The organism is Flavobacterium johnsoniae (assembly GCF_001879205.1).
In the GTDB taxonomy this organism is placed as follows: domain Bacteria; phylum Bacteroidota; class Bacteroidia; order Flavobacteriales; family Flavobacteriaceae; genus Flavobacterium; species Flavobacterium johnsoniae_A.
In genome coordinates, this window is sequence record NZ_MLFK01000007.1 from 296,355 (window position 1) to 315,864 (window position 19,510).

Here is a 19,510-nt window from a genome sequence, read left to right on the forward strand (position 1 = left end):
CTGAACGGATAATTGTGTATTGCATTTAGTTACTTCACAATTAACAGCCAGCCTTTTCCTTTTGAAACCGGAATTTCGTCTTTTGCTTTAAATGTTTTTGCTGCTTGGAAATTGGTAACTTCCGGAGCCGTAATAGTTGCTTTAGCGGGATTAATTCCGAGTTTTTTCCAGTCGATGTTTAGTTTTACATTTACATCAGAATCAGCCCAGCTTGCAATTGAGATTAAAGCCGTTCCGTTCTTTTTGTAAACTGTTGCCAAAACTTTTTCGTTATTGGTTTTTACCGGACAGTTTTCGCTCCAGTAACCAATCATTTCAGAACCTTTAATTCCGAAAGAATCCCATAATTTCCAAATGTTTCTTGGGTCGGCGTTGTGACTCCACGGAAGTCTGTTTGTCATTCCGTAAACCATTCCTCTCCACGGATTGCCGCCATCCTGAAGCATTTCGCCCATTAATCCAAAAGGGATTCCGCTTACCTCAGTTAAGAAAAAGTCAGGCTGGTTTTTTTCGTAATCAAAATATTCTCCAAACCATAATTTGTTGATGTACGGAAAGTGTTCCATATATAAATTGGCACTATTATTAAATCCGTCACTTTTATTGTACTGATTTGCGCTGTGCAAATCGATAATTCCCGGATGATTGTCCTGAGTTAAAACTCTTTTAATACGTTTCATCGTGATTCTGTCAAAAGCTACATCATCAAGGTAAATTCCGTCAATACCCACATTTTGAGTCAGCCAGTTCATTCCTTCAACATAATAATTATGCCAACGGTTCATACCGCTGTTTACGATGGCAGCATCTTTAATTTCCGGTACAAACCATGCCGCAATATAGTCGTCTCCCACGTGTTCTTGCAGCCATGAGAAACCTCCGCCTTTTCCTGGAGAATAAATTTCGTGGCCTAAACTTCTTAAAGCAAAAGTTTCATAAGCTTTGTTTGAAACCTCTCTTACGGTATTGTAAATTTTTACTTTTAATCCTTTTTCATGCGCTTCGTCAATGTAACTTTTCATCTTTTTAAATTCAATAAAAGGATAATTGATATACGGATTGATTGCGTTTGCATGGTGAATATTAATTACTGTTGCACCTGTTTGTGAAATGGAATCGATTGGACTGTATTTGTGATAAAACTTACTGTTCCATTGAAAATCAGTATTAATAGTATGGAAAGGCGTTATCAACAAAGTAAAGTTGTAATACAAAATATCCCCTTTTTTCATCGTTCTGGCACCGCTGTACGCATTTACCAAAACCGTTTTTTGATTTGGAGTTATGGTAATTCCTCCTTTGTTTTCGTTACCCCATGAAGTTGGCAGTAACAAAGGTTTTTGAAGGTAAAAATTGGTGTTTAACGGACGGCTGTATTTTTCGTCTCTTAAAGAGAACTGCAACCCTGAATTTACAGCACCAATCCAGGCACCGTCTTGGTTTTTATGTGCTACATCCCATTTCCAGTCAAAAGAAGCAGGGCGATCGCCTCCTTTTTGACCTAATCCCATCATGTATTTTGCTGATGCCGGCTGCATTGGCAATTCAAAATTAATGTCGCCGAAAGAAGCATCTTCAAGCGCCGTTACTTTAACTGTATAATGTAAAAAACCATCAAATTCAATCGAAGCATTTACATCCATTTGTACCGATTGAGAAGTTGAAGTACTTTCCCAGGCAACTGTTCCGGCTTCTTTTTTAGTGAATTTTAAACCACTGTTTTTCCATTGTAAAGTTTCTTTTCCAGAGGCATCTTTAAAATGAAATGCGATTGGAGAACTTAAAATATTGTTAGGTTTTGTTGTCACAGATGTCATTTCCGGAGTAAAGAAAGTTTGAATTTGTGTTGGAAAACCATTTGGAGCCAAAGTCAGTTTTCTTCCTAATAAAGAGATTTCAGCATCTTTTACAACTAATGGAGTATAAGGCGCGATAACAGTATTTTCCTGAGCCAGGGTCGAGTTTAGCCATTTTAAGCGAGTCATTTTTTCCGGACTGTCTATACCGCCGTTTTTAGTTACTTCGTTTGAAACTGTTATTTGAAGCGTGATTTCTTTTGATTTACCATCTGCTATAACAGTTGCTTTTCCACTGTAAGTTCCGGTTGCTGCTGTCTGCGGAACATCGATGCCGCACCACATTGCCTGAATTTTTCCTTTTGATACTGAAACCGTATTGTTAAAAGGAGTGCCATCATATCTTGTTCCGTCAGTATTAATGCAGCTGATATCTTTACCTTCTATAGTTGCCCCGTTTGTGCTTACTAAATTGGTAAAGGATACTTTTACATTTTTTAAATCTTCAAGGGCATAAACTCCTAATTGAAAAGCCAGATATTCACCTTTCATCGCTGTATCAGAAAAAGTGTTTTGAACTCCTTTTTGAATCCATCTTTGTGGTAAATCGGTTTTCATTTTGATAGAATGTTCTCTGTCTTCCAAGAAAACCAAAAAAGAACTGCAGCTGTTTTTAGCGATAATGTCTTTTGTTTCTGAGGCAGTTGCAATAACTTCCATTGGATAAAAACTATTGAAAGCATTTACGCTTTCGATTTCTGTTACCGTGCAATTGTCTTTTAAATCTGTTTTTATTTTAGAAAGCCATTGTGCATCGGCTTTATTTTCTGGTTTTGCGTAAAGTCCTTTCGGATAATTAGCAGTGCCTTCGTCTATGTAAGGCATATAATACACATAGTAAGTTCCTTTTCCTGAAATTGGTTCGAAGATGATAGTCCCGTTTTCTCTATTTATATTTTCTGTTTTTACATTTAAAACTTCTTTACCTGATGCATCCTGAACAATAATTTTTTTCAACTGCGGATTTTCGTCTCTTCTTCGCCATTCGATAGTAGTTTTGGCTGTATTTCCTGTTCCTGAAAAGAGAACAACAGCGCGATGGTTTCCTAATAAATCAGGATTCCAGCTGTCATTTCCGTCTGCGTATTTTACTTGTGCAGTCAATGGAATACTGATAATAAAAAAACACATTATCAAAATTCTATTTAAGATTTGTTTGTTGTTTAGGTTTAGTTTCATTGTTGTAATGTTCAAGTTAAAAAGGTATAGTTAGTTTTAGTAAACGGCTTTCCATCCATTTTTTTTCCAATATGCAATAATAGGTTTATAAGGGCCGTATTTGTGCTGTTCTTCAGAAAAATTATCAATAAACGGACTATGTGCATAATCGATTGGTTTGCCCATTTTGTTTGGATAATCGAATGTTTTAGGGTTTGGTCTGCTGTGTATGGCATCGTCGTTTACATAAGCGGCAATGTCAAGCGCTTCTGTATCTGTAAGATAGGGTTTTCCTGGAGTTACTTTATCATACGGCATATTATTTTTTAGCCATTGTGCCTGTTTAATGACTCTGTGCATACTCGAACCCGGCTGATAACCGTATTCTCCCCAAAGAGGCGGATATGTATAACCTGATTTATCAGCGTTATACACGCCTTCACCGTTATTTCCGTGGCATCGTGCACAATTTTCAGTAAAAAGTGCTTTTCCTCTTTCAGGACTTGCTGCAACATCCGGAAATTCAATTTCTAAATTTTTTGCTCCTTTAAAATTGCCGTCTTTTGGTACAAATTTGCTGATCCATTTAAAATAAGATAAAAAAGCAACCATTTCTTTTCCGTCAAGCGGAAGGGGTTTGCCAGAATGGGGTCTCATGATGCAATTATTAACTCGTTCAGCCAGTGTCAACACTTTATTTTCGCGTCCGCGGTATTGCGGATAATTGTCATGTGACGCCATTAAATTAAAGGCATGAGGTTTTGTGCCGGCATCCTGATGACAATTGGTACAATTCATTTTATTGCCTAAATATTTTCCGTTGATACCGTTTGGACCAATATAATAAGCCGTTTTGAGCATCAATTCTCTTCCGTAACGAACAGATTCGCCAAACTCGTCGTCTGGAATTTTAGAGGTATCAATTGTAATATAACCTTCATCATCAGCTTCAGTGGTTTTGGCTGCTAATGGTTTTGAATTGGAAGTATTACAGGAATCGAAAACAATAATTGGCAATGCTGAAAACAGACCAATAAGAATTATTTTTTTCATGTTGTAAATTTTAATCTGATACTATAATTATATCTGCAAGGTTTTGAAAACCTTGCAGGAGATTTTTCAATTAAAAAGAAAAGGTTTCAATTTTTCTTCGGGAATAAACTGAACGCGGTAAGGCGGAATTTCAGATTCCAAAGCCCAAAGCAAAACTCCTTTTCTATTGGTTAAAACCGTTATATGTCTTTTGGAACAACAGCATAATATCGCATCTTTATCGATCATATAAGCGCTTCCCATTCGGTCGTTGTAAATGTCTTTTGGCAATTTGGTTTGGAAATCCAGATTTACCGTATTTTCTTTTTCGTTTACTTTTAAAGCAAAAACAGAAGATTGTTTTTTATCTACACCATTATCAAAAAACATCAGATTTCCTTCCTGGTTAATGTGTGCGGCATGCGCCTGAGAAAAATCAATAGCAGAGTCCATTTTAAAAGTGCCGTTTTTGCCTAGTTTCCAGATTACTTTTCCGGTTTTAGAATCAATTTTCCAGATCTGGCCGTTGTTGTAAAAGGAGATCAGGAAATTTCCATCCTTATCATAATTAAGACTGTTGGCATGCATCCAGTCTTTTTTGGTTTTTAAAAGCGCTTTGTCTTTCATTGGATCTAAATCGTCAAAAACACTCCATTTCCAGATTTGTTTTCCTTTTTTGTCTAAAATCAGGATTCCGTCTCCATTGATGGTGTCTTTCTTTTTTCCTCCAATAGAAGTTAGATCGGTTATTTTTACATCAACAAAAAGTGTTACAATTTCATTTGTCGATTTCTTTATAATTTCATGGTGAATAACTTGTTTTAAATCACCTTGTCCTTTTTTAATATGAGTTAAAGTATCGCCCTGAAGATTTATTTCTAAAATTTCGCTTCCGTAACTTGTTGGTTCATCGTTTTTTCCTAAAATAGAAAGAATTGTCTGGTCTTTTGTGAAATGGGTAACTTTAAAACCTTTTCCTTCTACAGTATGGTACCATCTTAAGTTTCCTTTGTAATCAACAATATAAGCCGTTCCGGGAGTTTCTCTTTTGGCTAAAAGCATAAAACCTTTCTTGAAGTTTTGGGGCAGAAGTTCCGGTTTAGGACAGTTTGCTTTAAATTGTTTCTGAAGCCATTCGGGTAGTTTTCTGGATTTAAAATTATATACTTTACCCGAATCTTTTTCTTTGCCGTGTACTGTAAATAATTGAAAACTATAACTAGTTTCCGGAGTTATACTGCAAAGTACCAAAGAGTGGGAGAGACCTGTTTTTGAAATTGGAGACTTAATTTTGTTTTTCGTACCGTCTTTATCGGCCCAATATTCGGCATATACCTGCGCATCTGCATTCGTGGTAACATCGATTTGAATCTTCAATTCGTTGTTGCCATGAGTACCAATATTGATATTTGTAATTCGAACCTGATCTTTAGAACAGCCTGTAAACACAAGCAGTACCAAAATAAAACTCCATTTTAAAACTAATTTTTTGATCATTTGAAAGCGGTCTTTAATGAAACAGAAAAGTACTTATTTTGAATACATCAGGAACAGACAGTTTGTAAATTGCCTGTCCTGATGCATTATTTTTTATTCTCTGCCAGAGTTACTTAAGTTAGGGTTAAGGTTTACCTGACTTTGCGGATAAGTATAATACTTATTTTGCGGCATTTTTATTAACGCAGCTTCGCCAACTCTAAGGTGGTAAGCATTTACCAGGACATCATATTTGTTCATTCTAATTAAATCCTGACGACGTTTTCCTTCGTAGAAAAGTTCCCAGCCTCTTTCCTGTAAAATAGCATCTCTTAAACTAGCCTGAGTATGTTCTGCCAGAACCAAAAGTTTTGCGTGCGATCTTCCTTTTACCTGATTAATAAGGTCTATAGCTTCGCTCGTTGGACCGCTGATTTCGTTTAATGCTTCGGCTCTGCTTAATAATACATCTGCATAACGAAGGATGTTTACACTATGACCATCATAATAGGTTGTAGTTTCGTCATCTGCATATTTTCTTGTAGATACGTCCGGCATGTAGAATTCACCTGCCGGTGGTTCTGCACCTAGCGACGGCGCTTGCTTATGTAATAATTTGTCAGTACCCATAAATTCTGGAAAGAAACATTGTTTTCTCTCATCTTCGTCTCCAAAAGTGTTGTAAAAATCCCAGTTTACAGTATAATACTGCCATCTGTTTTCCACAACCGGGTGATCGATAGGACCAAAATGGTTTAATAATTCTGTTCCGTTTACATTGGCATCACTCAAAGAAGAAAAGATGTTTTCGCTGCACCATTTGTTACTTTCTTTAAACAATCCCAGATAAGAAGGGTAAAGGCTGTATTCGCCTAAGTTCATTACCTGCTGAGTTAGTGTTGCTACTTTTTGCCAGTCATGACTGCGAAGGTATAGTTTTGCTAATAAAGTAAGTGCTGCACCTTTTGTAGCACGGCCTACATCATTCGTTTCATAAATTGGATTTTGTTTATAGTTAACGGGTAAAACATCAGCGGCTTCCGTTAATTCTTTGATGATGAAAGCATCAATTTCTTCTACAGAGGTAGGCGGTGTCTGCTCTAAATATTTCGGATTTTCTAAATTAGCTTCCGTTATTAAAATTACAGGTCCCCATGCATCTGTTAAATCCATATAAGCAGAGGCTCTTAAGAATTTGGCTTCGGCTATAAACTGCGCCTTTTCAGCAGCTGTAATACCTCCCATTTTTGCAATATTGAATATCGAAAAATTGGCATTGGCAATCAATTTATACATTGAATTCCAGTCTTCAAGAAGAAGCCCGTTATTGGAATTCCAGGTTCCTAGAGATAACTGCCCAGGATCGCCTCCATATTGGCAGTGTCCAAGATCTGTTGCAATATCAGTTAATGCAAAGTGTCTTGTAGCCCAATAGGAAAAATTATCTCCCACAGAAGGGCCTTTCAATCTTCCATAAATTGAATTGATAGAAGCTACAGCATCTGACTTTGTTTGAAATCCGTTGGTATTGGTCAAATTACTATACACCGTAGGATCAAGATCCTGATTGCACGAAAATTGTGCACCAGCGGTAAGTAACAGTAATATAATTGTATATTTTTTCATTTTAATAAATTTAGTGTTACTAAAAAAGCTTTTAGACTAGTGAATGGCAACCTTGATACCTAAGATAAACGTTCTTGAAGCCGGGAAAGAGTTAAAATCAATTCCACCGCCTAAGTTTTGTTTCGTTGCATCGCTAGTATAATGTCCATTTACCTCAGGATCATTTCCTGAATAATTCGTAATAGTCAGTAAGTTTTGGCCAATGGCATACAGCCTGATACTGTCTATAAATTTAGCCGTTTTTAAAGCGCTTTCGGGAATCGTATACCCAATAGAAAGATTTTTCAAACGCAGATAAGAGGCTTCTTCAACAAATTTTGAATTTACGTAGCTTCCATAAGTACTTTTGTAGTAACCATCTCTCGGAATGTCGGTGTTTTCATTTGTACCGGCCACCCAGCGGTTTAGTGCATCTGTGCTTGTTGTTGATTCGCCCACCATTCTTGTCATGTTGTACACAGAATAATCAAAAGCTCCCTGAAAGAATATATTTAAATCGAAATTTCCGTATTTAAAATCATTGTTAAAACCAGCAGTATAATGAGGCGTAGAATTTCCTAAATACGTTCTGTCATCAGCTGTAATTTTACCATCTCCGTTAACATCTTCATATTTTGGATCTCCTGGAACAGAAAGCGGCTGAGCAGCATAAGTTTCTCCGGTTTTGATAACTCCAGCGTATTTATAACCATACAAAACTCCCATTTCTTTTCCTGGCTCCAGTCTTGTAAATTCCTGTCCGGAAACTGTACCGCTTGGGTTAGAAGTATTGGTACTAATGATTTTTACATTATCAGCAAGTGCAACGATTTCTTGTTTATTGTAGGCAACGTTTAATGAAGTTGTCCATAAGAACTTATCTGTTTTAAAATTGGTAGTAGTGATTCCTAACTCGATACCTTTGTTATCAATAACACCAGAGTTGATTCTTTGCGTACCAAATCCCCACCATCCTCCAACAGGAATATTTAAAAGAGCATCAGTCGTTCTTTTTTTGTACACATCAATTGTAGCCGTAAGTTTATCGTTAAAGAATCCCATGTCTAAACCAATATCAGTTTGAGCTGTTTCTTCCCATTTTAAGTCAGGGTTTGCTAAATTTTCTGGTTCATTACCACCGGCAAAAACGTCTGAAATTGTAACTCCCCAAGGTTTTAATCTAGGCATATATTGGTAATCACCAATACCGTCATTTCCGGTAATACCATAACTAACTCTTAATTTAAGATCAGAAAAAGTATTTAAATTTTGAATAAATGTTTCGTTAGACATTTTCCAGGCGATCGCTCCAGATGGAAAAATACCGAATTTATTGTTTGGTCCGAAACGAGAAGAACCGTCTTTTCTGATTGTGAAAGAAGCTAAGTATTTATCATTAAATGAATAATTTAACCTTCCGAAATACGAAGTCAGTTTTGTTTCTGTTTTTTCTGTTTCGGGTCTCAGATAAACTTTTGCAGCTTCAAGTTTGTAATATGTTAATATGTCGTTAGAAAAACCAGTACCGGCTGCCCTAACTCTTTCAAAAGTATCTTTTTGATTAGAAGTTCCAATCATGGCACTTACAGAATGTTCTTTTATATTGAATTTATAAGTTAAATATTGTTCTGTACTCCATCTAAAATAGGTTTTGTTTTCTTCAGATCCTGAACCTTTCAATGCTGCTCCGGCAACCAAAGTACTTGGCGTATATTTTCCCTGAATGTTTTCCTGCCATTCAGCACCTGCACCAAAATGGTAAGTAAGTCCTTTGATAATTTCATAATCTAAAAACATATTTCCATTTACAACTCTGTTGATAGTATGGTCAGTTGGCAATACTAAAAGTGCTAATGCATTGTCTTTTCCTTGGTATTTATAGAAAGAGCCATCAGGATTGTAGATTGGAATACTAGGAATAGCAGTTTGTATAGAGAACATTGGCGACAGAATATTATCTCCAAAATCGCTGTTGTTTCCTTCACTTGCAGCCCCGTACACGTTAGTTCCCATATTCAATTTATCATTAAATCTTTTCTCGCCGCCCATTCTTACTGTGTATCTTTTAAAATCAGTATTTTCTATGGATCCAGTTTGTTTTAAGTAATTTCCTGATAGAAAAAATTTAGATGTTTTATCGCTTCCGCTAAAAGTAATCGTTCTGTTTAATACTTCTCCCGGACGCGTTGCTGCTTCAAACCAGTTGGTATTGGCAATAGGAAAACTTGCCGGAAAAACCGGTGGTCTTCCGTTCTCTTTTGCAATTGCATTTTGAATATCAGCATATTGCTGTCCGTTTAGCAATGAAGGTTCTTTGATAATATTTTGAAAACCATCAGAGATTTCGGCCTCAACCTGCATTTTTCCTGATTTTCCTTTTTTAGTAGTAATAATAATAACACCATTTCCTCCTCTTGCACCATAAATAGCAGTAGAAGAAGCATCTTTTAGAATCTGAATGTTTTCGATGTCATTTGGGCTGATAGAAGCACCCGTACTGGTAATAAATCCATCTACAACATACAAAGGAGCGTTAGAAGTATTAATTGAGTTTCCTCCTCTAATCACTACAGATGGTGTACTTCCTGGAGCATAACTATTTTGTTGTACCTGAACCCCAGAAGCACGTCCTTGAAGAGCCTGACCAACATTGGCAATAGTGCCGCCAAGATTCAGGTTCTCTTTTCCGATAGAACTTACAGAACCTGTAAGGTCTTTTTTCTTTGCTTTTCCGTAACCAATAACAACTTCTTCTAATTTTTGTCCAACCTCTTTCATGACAATTTTTAGCGGAGTGCTGCCTACGGTTACTTCCTGATCTTCCATACCAATATAGCTCACCACAAGTTTGGTCACATTATCGGCAACGGTAATAACAAAACTTCCGTCAACATCCGTTTGTACACCTTTGGTTGAGCCTTTTACGACTACATTGGCGCCCGGAAGCGGTAAACCATTTTGATCTGTTACAGTACCTTTTACCGTTTTTTCAAAATAGATTGAAGTATTGTTTTTGTAAGCGCTATTTATGGATGAAGATGCCGAAGCCTGAAATGTAAAAACTAATAACGAAAGAATCGTTAGTTTGATTTCTTTACTGGATAGATTGTTAATCCGAAAATCCCTTGGTTTTTTTTGGGTTAATAATTTCATACTTGAATAGGTTTTGGTTAATGTTTACTTGTTTTGTTGTTTGTAAGTTTTAGATTTCTTTTTTTACTGAAAAAATGATCTTCATTGTTAAGCTGGTTTTAAGAGTGAGTTTCTTTTTTTTGGATTTAAGCCTTCATCTTTAATCTTATTTTATGGGTTATAGGATGTTTTTTCTCTTAATTTTTGAATATAAAATCAACTAAAAAACCTCCTTTATTAACTTAGTTTTAAGATTAATTCCTGACGAAACTATTGATTATATTTTTATTAAACAAGAAAAAACAGGAAAAATGTGCTCGAACACACAAAATTTATGTTCTCGAGCACATAAAATTATGCAAAACGTTTTTTTTAATATAAAATGCTATGATTATTATAAAATATTTTGGAAATTAGCTGAACTGATAATTTGAGTAATTTTTAGAACAATTCTGGCTTTAAATGAATAATGTATAAGTATTTTTAAAATTCTTGTTAATTATGCAATGATAGAATCAACTAAACACTAATTGAATTCATTTTTTTAATTGATTATTTTGCATGAATAACCAACTTTTTATAAGAATGAAGTTTTGCAAAAAGACACAATATTTATTCTCAAATTTTACAGTAAATTCGCAGCCACAAAAAAAGCCTGAAAACGAAATACTAAACCAGCGTTTTTTCAATTTCAAAAAAATAAAAATTAACAAAATTTAAGCATTTATAAACGTGAAGGAATATCAAGTCATTTTAATCGATAAATCTCAAAAAAAAACAAATGCTGTTTTGAATTTTTCTGATTGGGAAAAAGCAAATTGTTTAACTGATTTTTGTTCGCCCTGGAAATCGGATTCATTTTCTAAAATTGAATTCAGGGCGCTTTGGGATCTTGAAAATCTCTATTTCAAATTTAAAGTTTTTGATACTGAGATTTATATCGATAAAAAAGATGACAGCATAGACAGCATCGGAAATTCAGACAGGGTAGAAATGTTTTTTAGAAAAGATGAAAATCTTAGTCCGTATTACTGTTTAGAAATGGATACAGAAACCAGATTGATGGACTTCGAAGCTTATCCGGATTGGAATTTTGATTTTAACTGGAATTGGCCCAAAGAGCATTTAGAACTTATAAAATCTAAGGACGAAGATGGTTTTACAATTGAAGGCCGAATTAGTATTTCGTCTTTAAATGATTTAAATTTAATTCAAAACAATACCATCGAAACCGGAATCTACAGAGCAAAGTTTTCTAAAAATGAAAAAGAAGAATACGAACCAACCTGGATTTCATGGGTAAACCCAAATACAGAAAAACCAAATTTTCATATCGCATCGTCTTTTGGGAAATTAGTTTTATTGGAAGGTTCTTAGATGATAAGATTCTGAGGTTCTAAGGGACAAAGATTTTTGCCCGCAGATTTTACTGATTAAACGGATTTACGCAGAGTTTTATTAAAGACAAAAGTGTAGAGGGGGGGGGGCTAAAATGCGTTTTTAACACATTGTTCTATGTTTGTTTTAAATAAGTGAAACGCCTTTTTTGAGAGTGCTAAATCTATGTTTCTATGTGTTAAAATTTAATTATCCAGCAGATATTAATACCTGTGTAAATCCGTTTAATCCGCTAAATCCGTGCGCCATTCTACACGCCCTAAAAAACTCAGTCCCTTAGCAACTCAGCATCTTAAACATAAAATGATGCATTCTCGGAATTGATAATATCAATTGGCAGTAAAATGGTTTCCTGAATTTCTTTTCCGAATAAAAAATGCTCTACTAAAGTACTTACTCCTAAGTAAGCCTGTCTTTTCTGATTTTGATGAATTAGAAAATGTACCAATCCCTGATTTAAATAACTAACGTTTTTCTCAATTAAGTCATAACCGATAATGGCAATTTTTTTATTTTTAAGAGCATCTAAATGCGAAGCGATTTGGTATGCTTTTGAAGTCGTGATAAAAATACCGCTCAGGTTTGGGTTTTCTTCTAAAAAGGCCGAAAACTTAGCTTCGATGTTCGAATGTTTTAATTTTAAAGTGGTTAAGGAGAAATTAGAAAGTTTCTTTTCGTCAAAATAATTTCTAAAACCTTTTTCCTTTTCCTGCATGTGAACCGCATTTTTAAGGCTTTCGTCAATATGGATAATCGCAATTTGGCCTTCTGTTAAAACCAGGTTTATTAAACTTGCCGCCACACGTCCGCTTTTATGTAAATCCTGTCCCACAAAACTTTTAATCGAAGCAGATTCTACCTGATTGTTAAAGGTATTAACGATAACCTCCAGTTCATCATATTGCTTTATAATTTCTAAAGTTTCTTTATGGAAAAGTGGTGCGATCAAAACGGCATCCGGAGATTGTTTGATAATGGTTTCGTTTGTGCTTAAAAACGATTTGGTGCTTTCCGGATTAAAATAATGCGTTTCAATAACCACATTATAGGCTTTAAATTCTTTCATAGCATCCTGAATTCCGTTTACGCAGGGAAGCCAGTATGGATCAATTTCAGGATCAGGAAGCAAAACACAAATGCGGTAAATTTTATTGTTTTTTAAATTTCTCGCAATTAAGTTGGGTTCATAGTTAATGACATTCAAAACTTCGTTTATTTTGTCAAGAGCTGTAGGAGAAACCTTTCCTCTGTTGTGCAATACTCTGTCAACAGTTCCTTTAGAAACTCCTGCCATTTTTGCAATATCCTTAATTGTATATTTTTTTTCCATATAAACAAATATAGAAACTTTGATTTAATTATTGTAAAATAGTTCTAATAATTGATTTGTGTGCTCGAGAACATTTTTATAGTGTGTTCGAGCACATTTTCTTGTTTTTTCTTGTTTTATAAAAATATAATATATAGTTTCGTGAAATAAAACCAAAATCACCAAAAAATAAATCTAACCATAAAACTGTTTTAATTATTTGAATTATAATGGTTTAAAGTCTTTTTTAAATGAAAAAAATTACGTCGCTTGCTCCCGGCCGAACCTGCCTTTTTGGAGATCATCAAGATTATTTAGGATTACCTGTTATTGCCTGCGCTATAAATCGAAATATAAAACTCACAGCAAAGCAAAATGATTCAAATTTGTTTGTGCTGAATATGATCGATATTAATGAAGTCCGCACGATCGATATTAATGCCGTTTTTGATACATTAGAACCACGGGATTATTTCGCTTCCTCACTGCGTGTACTTCGACGATACGGCTGCATACCAACATCAGGGTACAACATAACTATTGTGGGAGATATTCCAATTAATTCCGGTACTTCGAGTTCATCAGCTTTGTTGATGGCATGGATTTACTTTTTAATTACTGCTTTTGGAGTTGATAATGAAGTTACACCCGAATTTATTTCGAAAATAGGATATGAATCTGAAGTTCTGGAACATGGAGAACCGGGAGGTATGATGGATCATTTCAGTATTGGTGTTGGAAATATCGTTTACATTAATACAAAAGATCCTTTTTCGTATAAAATTATCGGTACAGAACTCAGCGGACTTATAACCGGTGTTTCCGGAGTTCCCAAAGAAACAATTGGTCTAATCGGAGAACTAAAAGGAAACGCGCTGATGGCGATTGATATCGTAAAACAAAACTACCCGAATTTTGATCTAAACGCTTCAAAAATAGAAGAGATAGCTCTTTATCGAAACTGTCTTCCGGATCGGTTAATTCCGTTTTTTGAAGCCGCGCTAAAAAATTACCATTATACCAAAGAAGCTTTAAAAGAGTTTGAAAAACCGGTTTTAGACCTAAAAATAATTGGGTCATTAATGAACGATCATCATGCGGTTTTACGTGACTTATTAAAAATTACGGTTCCCAGAATCGATGATATGATTAATGCAGCCCTGCGTGCCGGTGCTTATGGCGCTAAAATCGTGGGTTCTGGCGGTGGTGGCAGTATTGTGGCCATTGCAGATCCGGCAAAAGTAAATGCGGTTATCGATGCCATCTTAAAAGCGGGAGCCGAAGAAGCTTACGCTGTAAGTGTTGATCCTGGAGTAAGAATTATTGAAAATTTAGAAATTTAGAAAAATGAGTATGCATAACAATTTAGTTATTCTTGCCGGCGGAGCATCGTCCCGCATGAAAAAAGAAGCTGTTTTAGATAATTTATCTCCCGAAGAAATCGCTCAGGCAAACGAAAGAAGCAAAGGTTTAATAGGAGTGGGATCCAGTGGAAGACCTTTATTGGATTATCTTTTATTAAATGCTAAAAAAGCGGGATACAAAAACATCTACATTATTATAGGAGAGCAAGGTGAATTGTTTAAGGAATTTTACGGGAGCCAGAATACAAATAATGATTTTCACGGACTCCATATTTCTTTTGCGGTACAGTATATTCCCGAAGGACGTGTAAAACCTTTTGGCACAGCCGATGCTTTGTTTCAGGCAGTAGAACAATTTCCGGAATTAAACTCGCAGGAGTACTCTGTCTGTAACAGCGATAATTTATATTCTGCCGAAGCCTTACTTGCACTTAGAAAAACCGAAAGTCCAAACGCTTTTATAAGTTATGATCGCGATGCTTTAGAATTTCCTTCAGAAAGAATTTCGCGTTTTGCTATTGCCAAATTGGATAAAAACAACCAATTGCTGGATATTCTGGAAAAGCCGACAACAGCCGATTTGGAACATTATAAAGATATTGACGGAAAAATAAGAGTAAGTATGAATGCTTTTAAATTTACAGGAAAAACATTGTATACACATCTTAAAAATTGCCCCGTAAATCCTGAAAGGGACGAAAAGGAACTGCCAACCGTGCTTTTAAATTCGGTAAAAGAAAATCCAAATACTACTTTAGGAATTCCATTTTCTGAACACGTTCCAGATTTAACTGCCAAAGAAGATATTGCCGACGTAAAAGAATATTTAAAGAAATACTATCCTGTACTGAACTGGGATTTTTAAAAATTAACAAAAATTTCATATCTAATTTAGTGGAAATTGTAACTTATTACATTACTTTTGCAATGCAAAAAAAACGCATATAATTGCGTAAAAAACGCAAAATAATATAAAAGTGTTGATTTTCATTTTAGATTGATAAGCTAATCTATTAACCAAAATCAACCCAATTATTATGTCAAACATTGAAAGTGCCATACAAGTAGATAAAAAGAGTACTGTTATTCCAATGATGATTTTAACAGCATTGTTTTTCATTCTTGGATTTGTAACCTGGCTGAACGGACCATTAATACCCTTTTTTCAATTAGCATGTGAGCTCACATCATCTCAGGCTTATTTTGTGACTTTTGCCTTTTATATTGCCTATTTTGTAATGGCAGTTCCATCATCGTGGATTATTGAAAAAGTAGGCTATAAAAACGGTATTTCATTAGGCCTCCTTATTATTGCGCTAGGTGCTTTTATGTTTTATCCGGCCGCAGAAAGCCGTACTTTTCTGTTTTTCCTGATCGCCTTATTTGTTATGGGAACAGGTTTAGCGATTCTTCAGACAGCTTCAAATCCGTATGTGGTGGTGATTGGTCCGAGAGAAAGCGCGGCTGCCCGAATCAGTGTGTTAGGAATCGCAAATAAGGTAGCGGGATTTGTTGCACCGTTGATATTAACAGCTTTGGTTTTGTCTAATATGCAGGACTTCACAGCAGATAAAATTGCGGTTTTGGACTCGGTTTCAAAAACAAATGCTTTAAATTCTCTTGCATTACAATTGCAAAGACCTTATCTTTATATGGGATTGATTATTACAGTTTTAGCACTATAGGTAAAATTGTCGCCCTTACCGGAAATTGATTTGGATGAAGATGGAAATGTAACGCATTTAAGTATTTTTAAACAGATTAGAAATGCTTTTAGACGTCCGCAATTGGTTTTGGGAGTCATAACTTTAATGTTATATCTGTCAGCAGAAGTTCTGGCCGGAGATTCAATTGGAGCCTTTGGAAAACAGCTTGGAGTGTATGGAAGTGAAGGAAATTTTTATTTAAAACTAACTTCGTTTACCATGTCGGCAATGGTTGTGGGATATATTTTAGGAATAACACTTATTCCAAAATATGTATCGCAGGTAACAGCCTTAAAGGCTTCGGGAATTTTAGGTGTTATTTTGGTTTTGGTAATCGTATGGATTTCTCCAAAAATCATGATCCAGCTTCCCGGAATTCCAAATCTGCCCGCTGTAATTCTTCTTGTAGCCTTATTAGGTCTGGCAAATGCACTTTGCTGGCCGGCCATCTGGCCAATGGCGTTAGAAGATTTGGGCGGTTATACTAAAATAGGAAGTGCCATTTTAATTATGGGAATTATCGGCGGTGCTGTTTTTCCTTTGTTTTATGGTCTTATTACAGAAAATATAAATGCATTAAATAGCGCAGCAGGAACGCAGGAAGTTTCTAAAAGCGGTAATCAGATTGCCTATTTAATGTTGCTGCCCTCTTATTTAATGATCCTTTTTTACGCAGTAAAAGGTCATAAATACCGAAGATGGTAGTTTAATGAGCGAAAATTAAAAAAACTATATCATGTTAAAAAGTAAAATCGACAAAGCAACAGGGTTCGAAAAACGATTCGAAAACATCAATACGGTTGTTTTTGAAAATTCTTCTGAAGCTTCAAAAGCAGTTGCTCAGGAAATTGCCGCTTTAATTCAATCAAAACAAAAAGAAAATCAGCCTTGTATCCTTGGTTTGGCAACAGGTTCTTCTCCAAAAGGATTATATGCTGAATTGGTTCGTCTGCATAAAGAAGAAGGATTGAGTTTTAAAAACGTAATCAGTTTTAACCTGGACGAATATTACCCAATGGAGCCAAACTCTATTAACAGTTATGTTCGTTTTATGAAAGAATTACTGTTTGACCATGTCGATATTTTACCTGAAAACGCTCATGTTCCGGACGGACTTTTAACAAAAGAACAAATTGCAGATTATTGTCATGAATATGAAGCAAAAATTGAAGCGCTGGGCGGAATCGATTTACAGATACTGGGAATTGGAGGAAACGGGCATATTGGTTTTAACGAATCTGGCTCGCTTCAAAACTCTAAAACTCGTTTAGTTGCATTAGACCATATCACAAGAGTTGCGGCAAGTAAAGATTTCTTCGGATTAAATAATACGCCAAGAACTGCGATTACTCTTGGGGTGAAAAAAATTATGGAAGCCAAAAGAGTTATTTTATTAGCCTGGGGAGAAGGAAAAGCAAATATTGTAAAAAAATCTGTTGAAGATGAAGTTACAAACCGAGTTCCGGCTTCGTTTTTACAAGAGCACAACAATGCCGTTTTTATTTTAGATAAAGAAGCTTCTTCAAAATTAACGAGAATTAATAAACCTTGGCTTGTTGAGAAAATTGTCTGGACTGATAAATTAATCCGTAAAGCCGTTTTAGGATTGGCACTTGATCTTAAAAAACCAATTTTAATGCTTACCGATGCCGATTATATCGAAAACGGTATGAGCGATCTATTGGCAGATTCAGGTCCGGCTTACGACATCAATATTAAAATTTTCAATAAATTACAAAATACAATCACAGGCTGGCCAGGCGGAAAACCAAATGCAGAAGATACCAACCGACCTGAAAGAGCAGAACCTGCTAAAAAACGTGTTTTGATTTTCAGTCCTCACCCAGATGATGATATTATTAGTATGGGAGGAACTTTCATGCGCTTGCAGGAGCAGGGGCACGAAGTGCATGTGGCTTACCAAACTTCTGGAAATATCGCTGTCGCGGATGATGAAGCGCTTCGTTTTGCAAGATTCGTAATTGATTACAACGAAAAATTCGGAATCAAAAGCGAAGAGGCAGATAACATTTATAAAAAAGCGCAGACCTTTTTAGAGAATAAAAAGAACAGCGAAATTGATATTCCGGAAGTTCGTTACATTAAGGGATTAATCAGAAAAGGTGAGGCGAGAGCAACAAGTCATTTTGTTGGTTTAACTGATGATCAGATTCATTTTATGGAATTGCCATTTTATGAAACCGGAACAATTGAAAAGAAACCAATTGGGCCTGAAGATATTCAGCTTACAATGGACTTAATTGAAAAAATTAAACCGCACCAAATATATGCTGCAGGAGATTTAGCAGATCCGCACGGAACGCACAAAGTGTGTCTTGATGCTATTTTTGAGGCTGTTAAAGCTTTAAAACCAAAGCCATTTATGAACGACTGCTGGTTATGGTTGTACCGCGGTGCTTGGCAGGAATGGGGAATTGACGAAGTTGAAATGGCGGTGCCGATGAGTCCGGATCAGGTTTTGGCAAAACGTCACGGAATCTTCAAACACCAATCGCAAAAAGACGGTGTTGTTTTTCAGGGAACCGATGCCAGAGAATTTTGGCAGAGAGCCGAAGACAGAAACAGCGAAACAGCAGCTTTGTACCAGCAATTAGGTTTAGCAACTTATGCAGCGATGGAAGCGTTTGTGAGATGGCATTACTAAGATGCTAAGGTTCTAAGGGACTAAGATTCTAAGTTTTTTAGCTCTTTAAATATTCGCCACGAATTCACGAATTATATTTAAATCAATTCGTGAATTCGTGGCGAAAATCTTTTAAATCCTTTTAATCTGTGGCAAAAGAAAAAATAAATGATAGTTTTGCACGCAACTAAAATAAGCTGAACAATCTATTTTCTTTCTTCTAGCTTCTTTCTTATTTAAAAAAATGGAACAAGACAAAAAACTTCTCATAAAATTAGCTCATACCAAAATGCCTTTCGGGAAATACGAAGGACGTTTTTTAATCGATTTGCCTGAATATTATGTTGTTTGGTATCATAATAAAGGTTTTCCTAAAGGAGAGTTAGGGCAGCAGCTGCAGCTTATTTATGAGTTAAAACTAAATGGACTCGAAGAATTAATTCGGAACATAAAAAAACAATATCCTAAGCCTTTAAAATAAATAGTAAGAAAAATCTTTTGTTATTTAAGTTTTTTTATATAAGTTTGAAGTACAAAAATATTATAATTTCTAAAAACAAAGTGATACCACAGAATTCCAGCCTGAATTCGTAAATGTGTACAAGTCAGTGTTTTTTAAATTATAATATTTTTTTTGTTCAAAAACCTGCTGGGAAAGTATACATTAAATTATCGTTGCATAAAATAGACGCGGTACTTCCTTATTTTTTACCTTTATTTCTTTCAAAGCCTTCCTTAAAACTATTTTTAGACTCAGAATTAAAGACATTCTGCAAAAAAATCTCTAATTAAAAGTTAAAATTATCGATTACAAAACCAAGTAAACGATC

General features: G+C 35.4%; 13 protein-coding genes. 7 read left to right on the plus strand and 6 right to left on the minus strand.

Annotated features, from left to right (window positions below):
• Nucleotides 1-29: 29 nt before the first annotated feature.
• The 5 genes from BKM63_RS12850 to BKM63_RS12870 all read right to left on the minus strand — a co-directional run bounded on the left by BKM63_RS12850 (nt 30) and on the right by BKM63_RS12870 (nt 10,280).
• Entirely contained in the window at nt 30-3,035 is a 3,006-nt protein-coding gene (locus BKM63_RS12850) for a glycoside hydrolase domain-containing protein (protein ID WP_071636975.1), read from the minus strand.
• Nucleotides 3,036-3,071: 36 nt separating this feature from the next.
• Nucleotides 3,072-4,067: a c-type cytochrome gene (locus BKM63_RS12855; RefSeq protein ID WP_071636976.1), complete on the minus strand. Its 996-nt coding sequence runs from the start codon at nt 4,065-4,067 to the stop codon at nt 3,072-3,074.
• A gap of 66 nt (nt 4,068-4,133) precedes the next feature.
• Nucleotides 4,134-5,543 carry an aryl-sulfate sulfotransferase gene (locus tag BKM63_RS12860; RefSeq protein WP_071636977.1) on the minus strand — a complete coding sequence of 470 codons (1,410 nt, stop codon included), beginning with the start codon at nt 5,541-5,543 and terminating at the stop codon, nt 4,134-4,136.
• Between the two features lie 93 nt (nt 5,544-5,636).
• The gene (locus BKM63_RS12865; protein ID WP_071636978.1) at nt 5,637-7,148 is read right to left on the minus strand and encodes a RagB/SusD family nutrient uptake outer membrane protein; all 1,512 of its coding nucleotides are present in this window, start codon (nt 7,146-7,148) and stop codon (nt 5,637-5,639) included.
• A gap of 36 nt (nt 7,149-7,184) precedes the next feature.
• Entirely contained in the window at nt 7,185-10,280 is a 3,096-nt protein-coding gene (locus BKM63_RS12870) for a SusC/RagA family TonB-linked outer membrane protein (RefSeq protein WP_071636979.1), read from the minus strand.
• Nucleotides 10,281-10,991: 711 nt separating this feature from the next.
• On the opposite strand from BKM63_RS12870, the gene BKM63_RS12875 reads away from it, so the two are divergent.
• Nucleotides 10,992-11,636 carry a sugar-binding protein gene (locus BKM63_RS12875; protein WP_071636980.1) on the plus strand — a complete coding sequence of 215 codons (645 nt, stop codon included), beginning with the start codon at nt 10,992-10,994 and terminating at the stop codon, nt 11,634-11,636.
• 313 nt (nt 11,637-11,949) lie between these two features.
• Here the strand turns inward: BKM63_RS12875 and BKM63_RS12880 are convergent, their stop codons facing one another.
• Entirely contained in the window at nt 11,950-12,987 is a 1,038-nt protein-coding gene (locus BKM63_RS12880) for a LacI family DNA-binding transcriptional regulator (protein ID WP_071636981.1), read from the minus strand.
• A 230-nt stretch (nt 12,988-13,217) separates the two neighbouring features.
• On the opposite strand from BKM63_RS12880, the gene BKM63_RS12885 reads away from it, so the two are divergent.
• From BKM63_RS12885 to BKM63_RS12905, 6 genes are all read left to right on the plus strand, one after another.
• A complete protein-coding gene (locus BKM63_RS12885; RefSeq protein ID WP_071636982.1) occupies nt 13,218-14,309 on the plus strand; it encodes a mevalonate kinase family protein in 1,092 nt (363 codons plus the stop codon).
• 4 nt (nt 14,310-14,313) lie between these two features.
• Entirely contained in the window at nt 14,314-15,195 is an 882-nt protein-coding gene (locus tag BKM63_RS12890) for a sugar phosphate nucleotidyltransferase (protein WP_242661140.1), read from the plus strand.
• A gap of 172 nt (nt 15,196-15,367) precedes the next feature.
• Complete coding sequence (locus BKM63_RS23900) at nt 15,368-16,015, plus strand: MFS transporter (RefSeq protein WP_242661141.1); 648 nt, start codon at nt 15,368-15,370, stop codon at nt 16,013-16,015.
• A gap of 6 nt (nt 16,016-16,021) precedes the next feature.
• Nucleotides 16,022-16,741: a hypothetical protein gene (locus tag BKM63_RS23905; protein ID WP_242661142.1), complete on the plus strand. Its 720-nt coding sequence runs from the start codon at nt 16,022-16,024 to the stop codon at nt 16,739-16,741.
• Nucleotides 16,742-16,772: 31 nt separating this feature from the next.
• Nucleotides 16,773-18,701, plus strand: a complete 1,929-nt coding sequence (gene nagB / locus BKM63_RS12900; protein WP_071636984.1) for a glucosamine-6-phosphate deaminase — start codon at nt 16,773-16,775, stop codon at nt 18,699-18,701.
• Nucleotides 18,702-18,924: 223 nt separating this feature from the next.
• Nucleotides 18,925-19,161, plus strand: coding sequence for a DUF3820 family protein (locus BKM63_RS12905; protein WP_031454937.1), 237 nt, complete (start codon nt 18,925-18,927; stop codon nt 19,159-19,161).
• Nucleotides 19,162-19,510 lie beyond the last annotated feature (349 nt).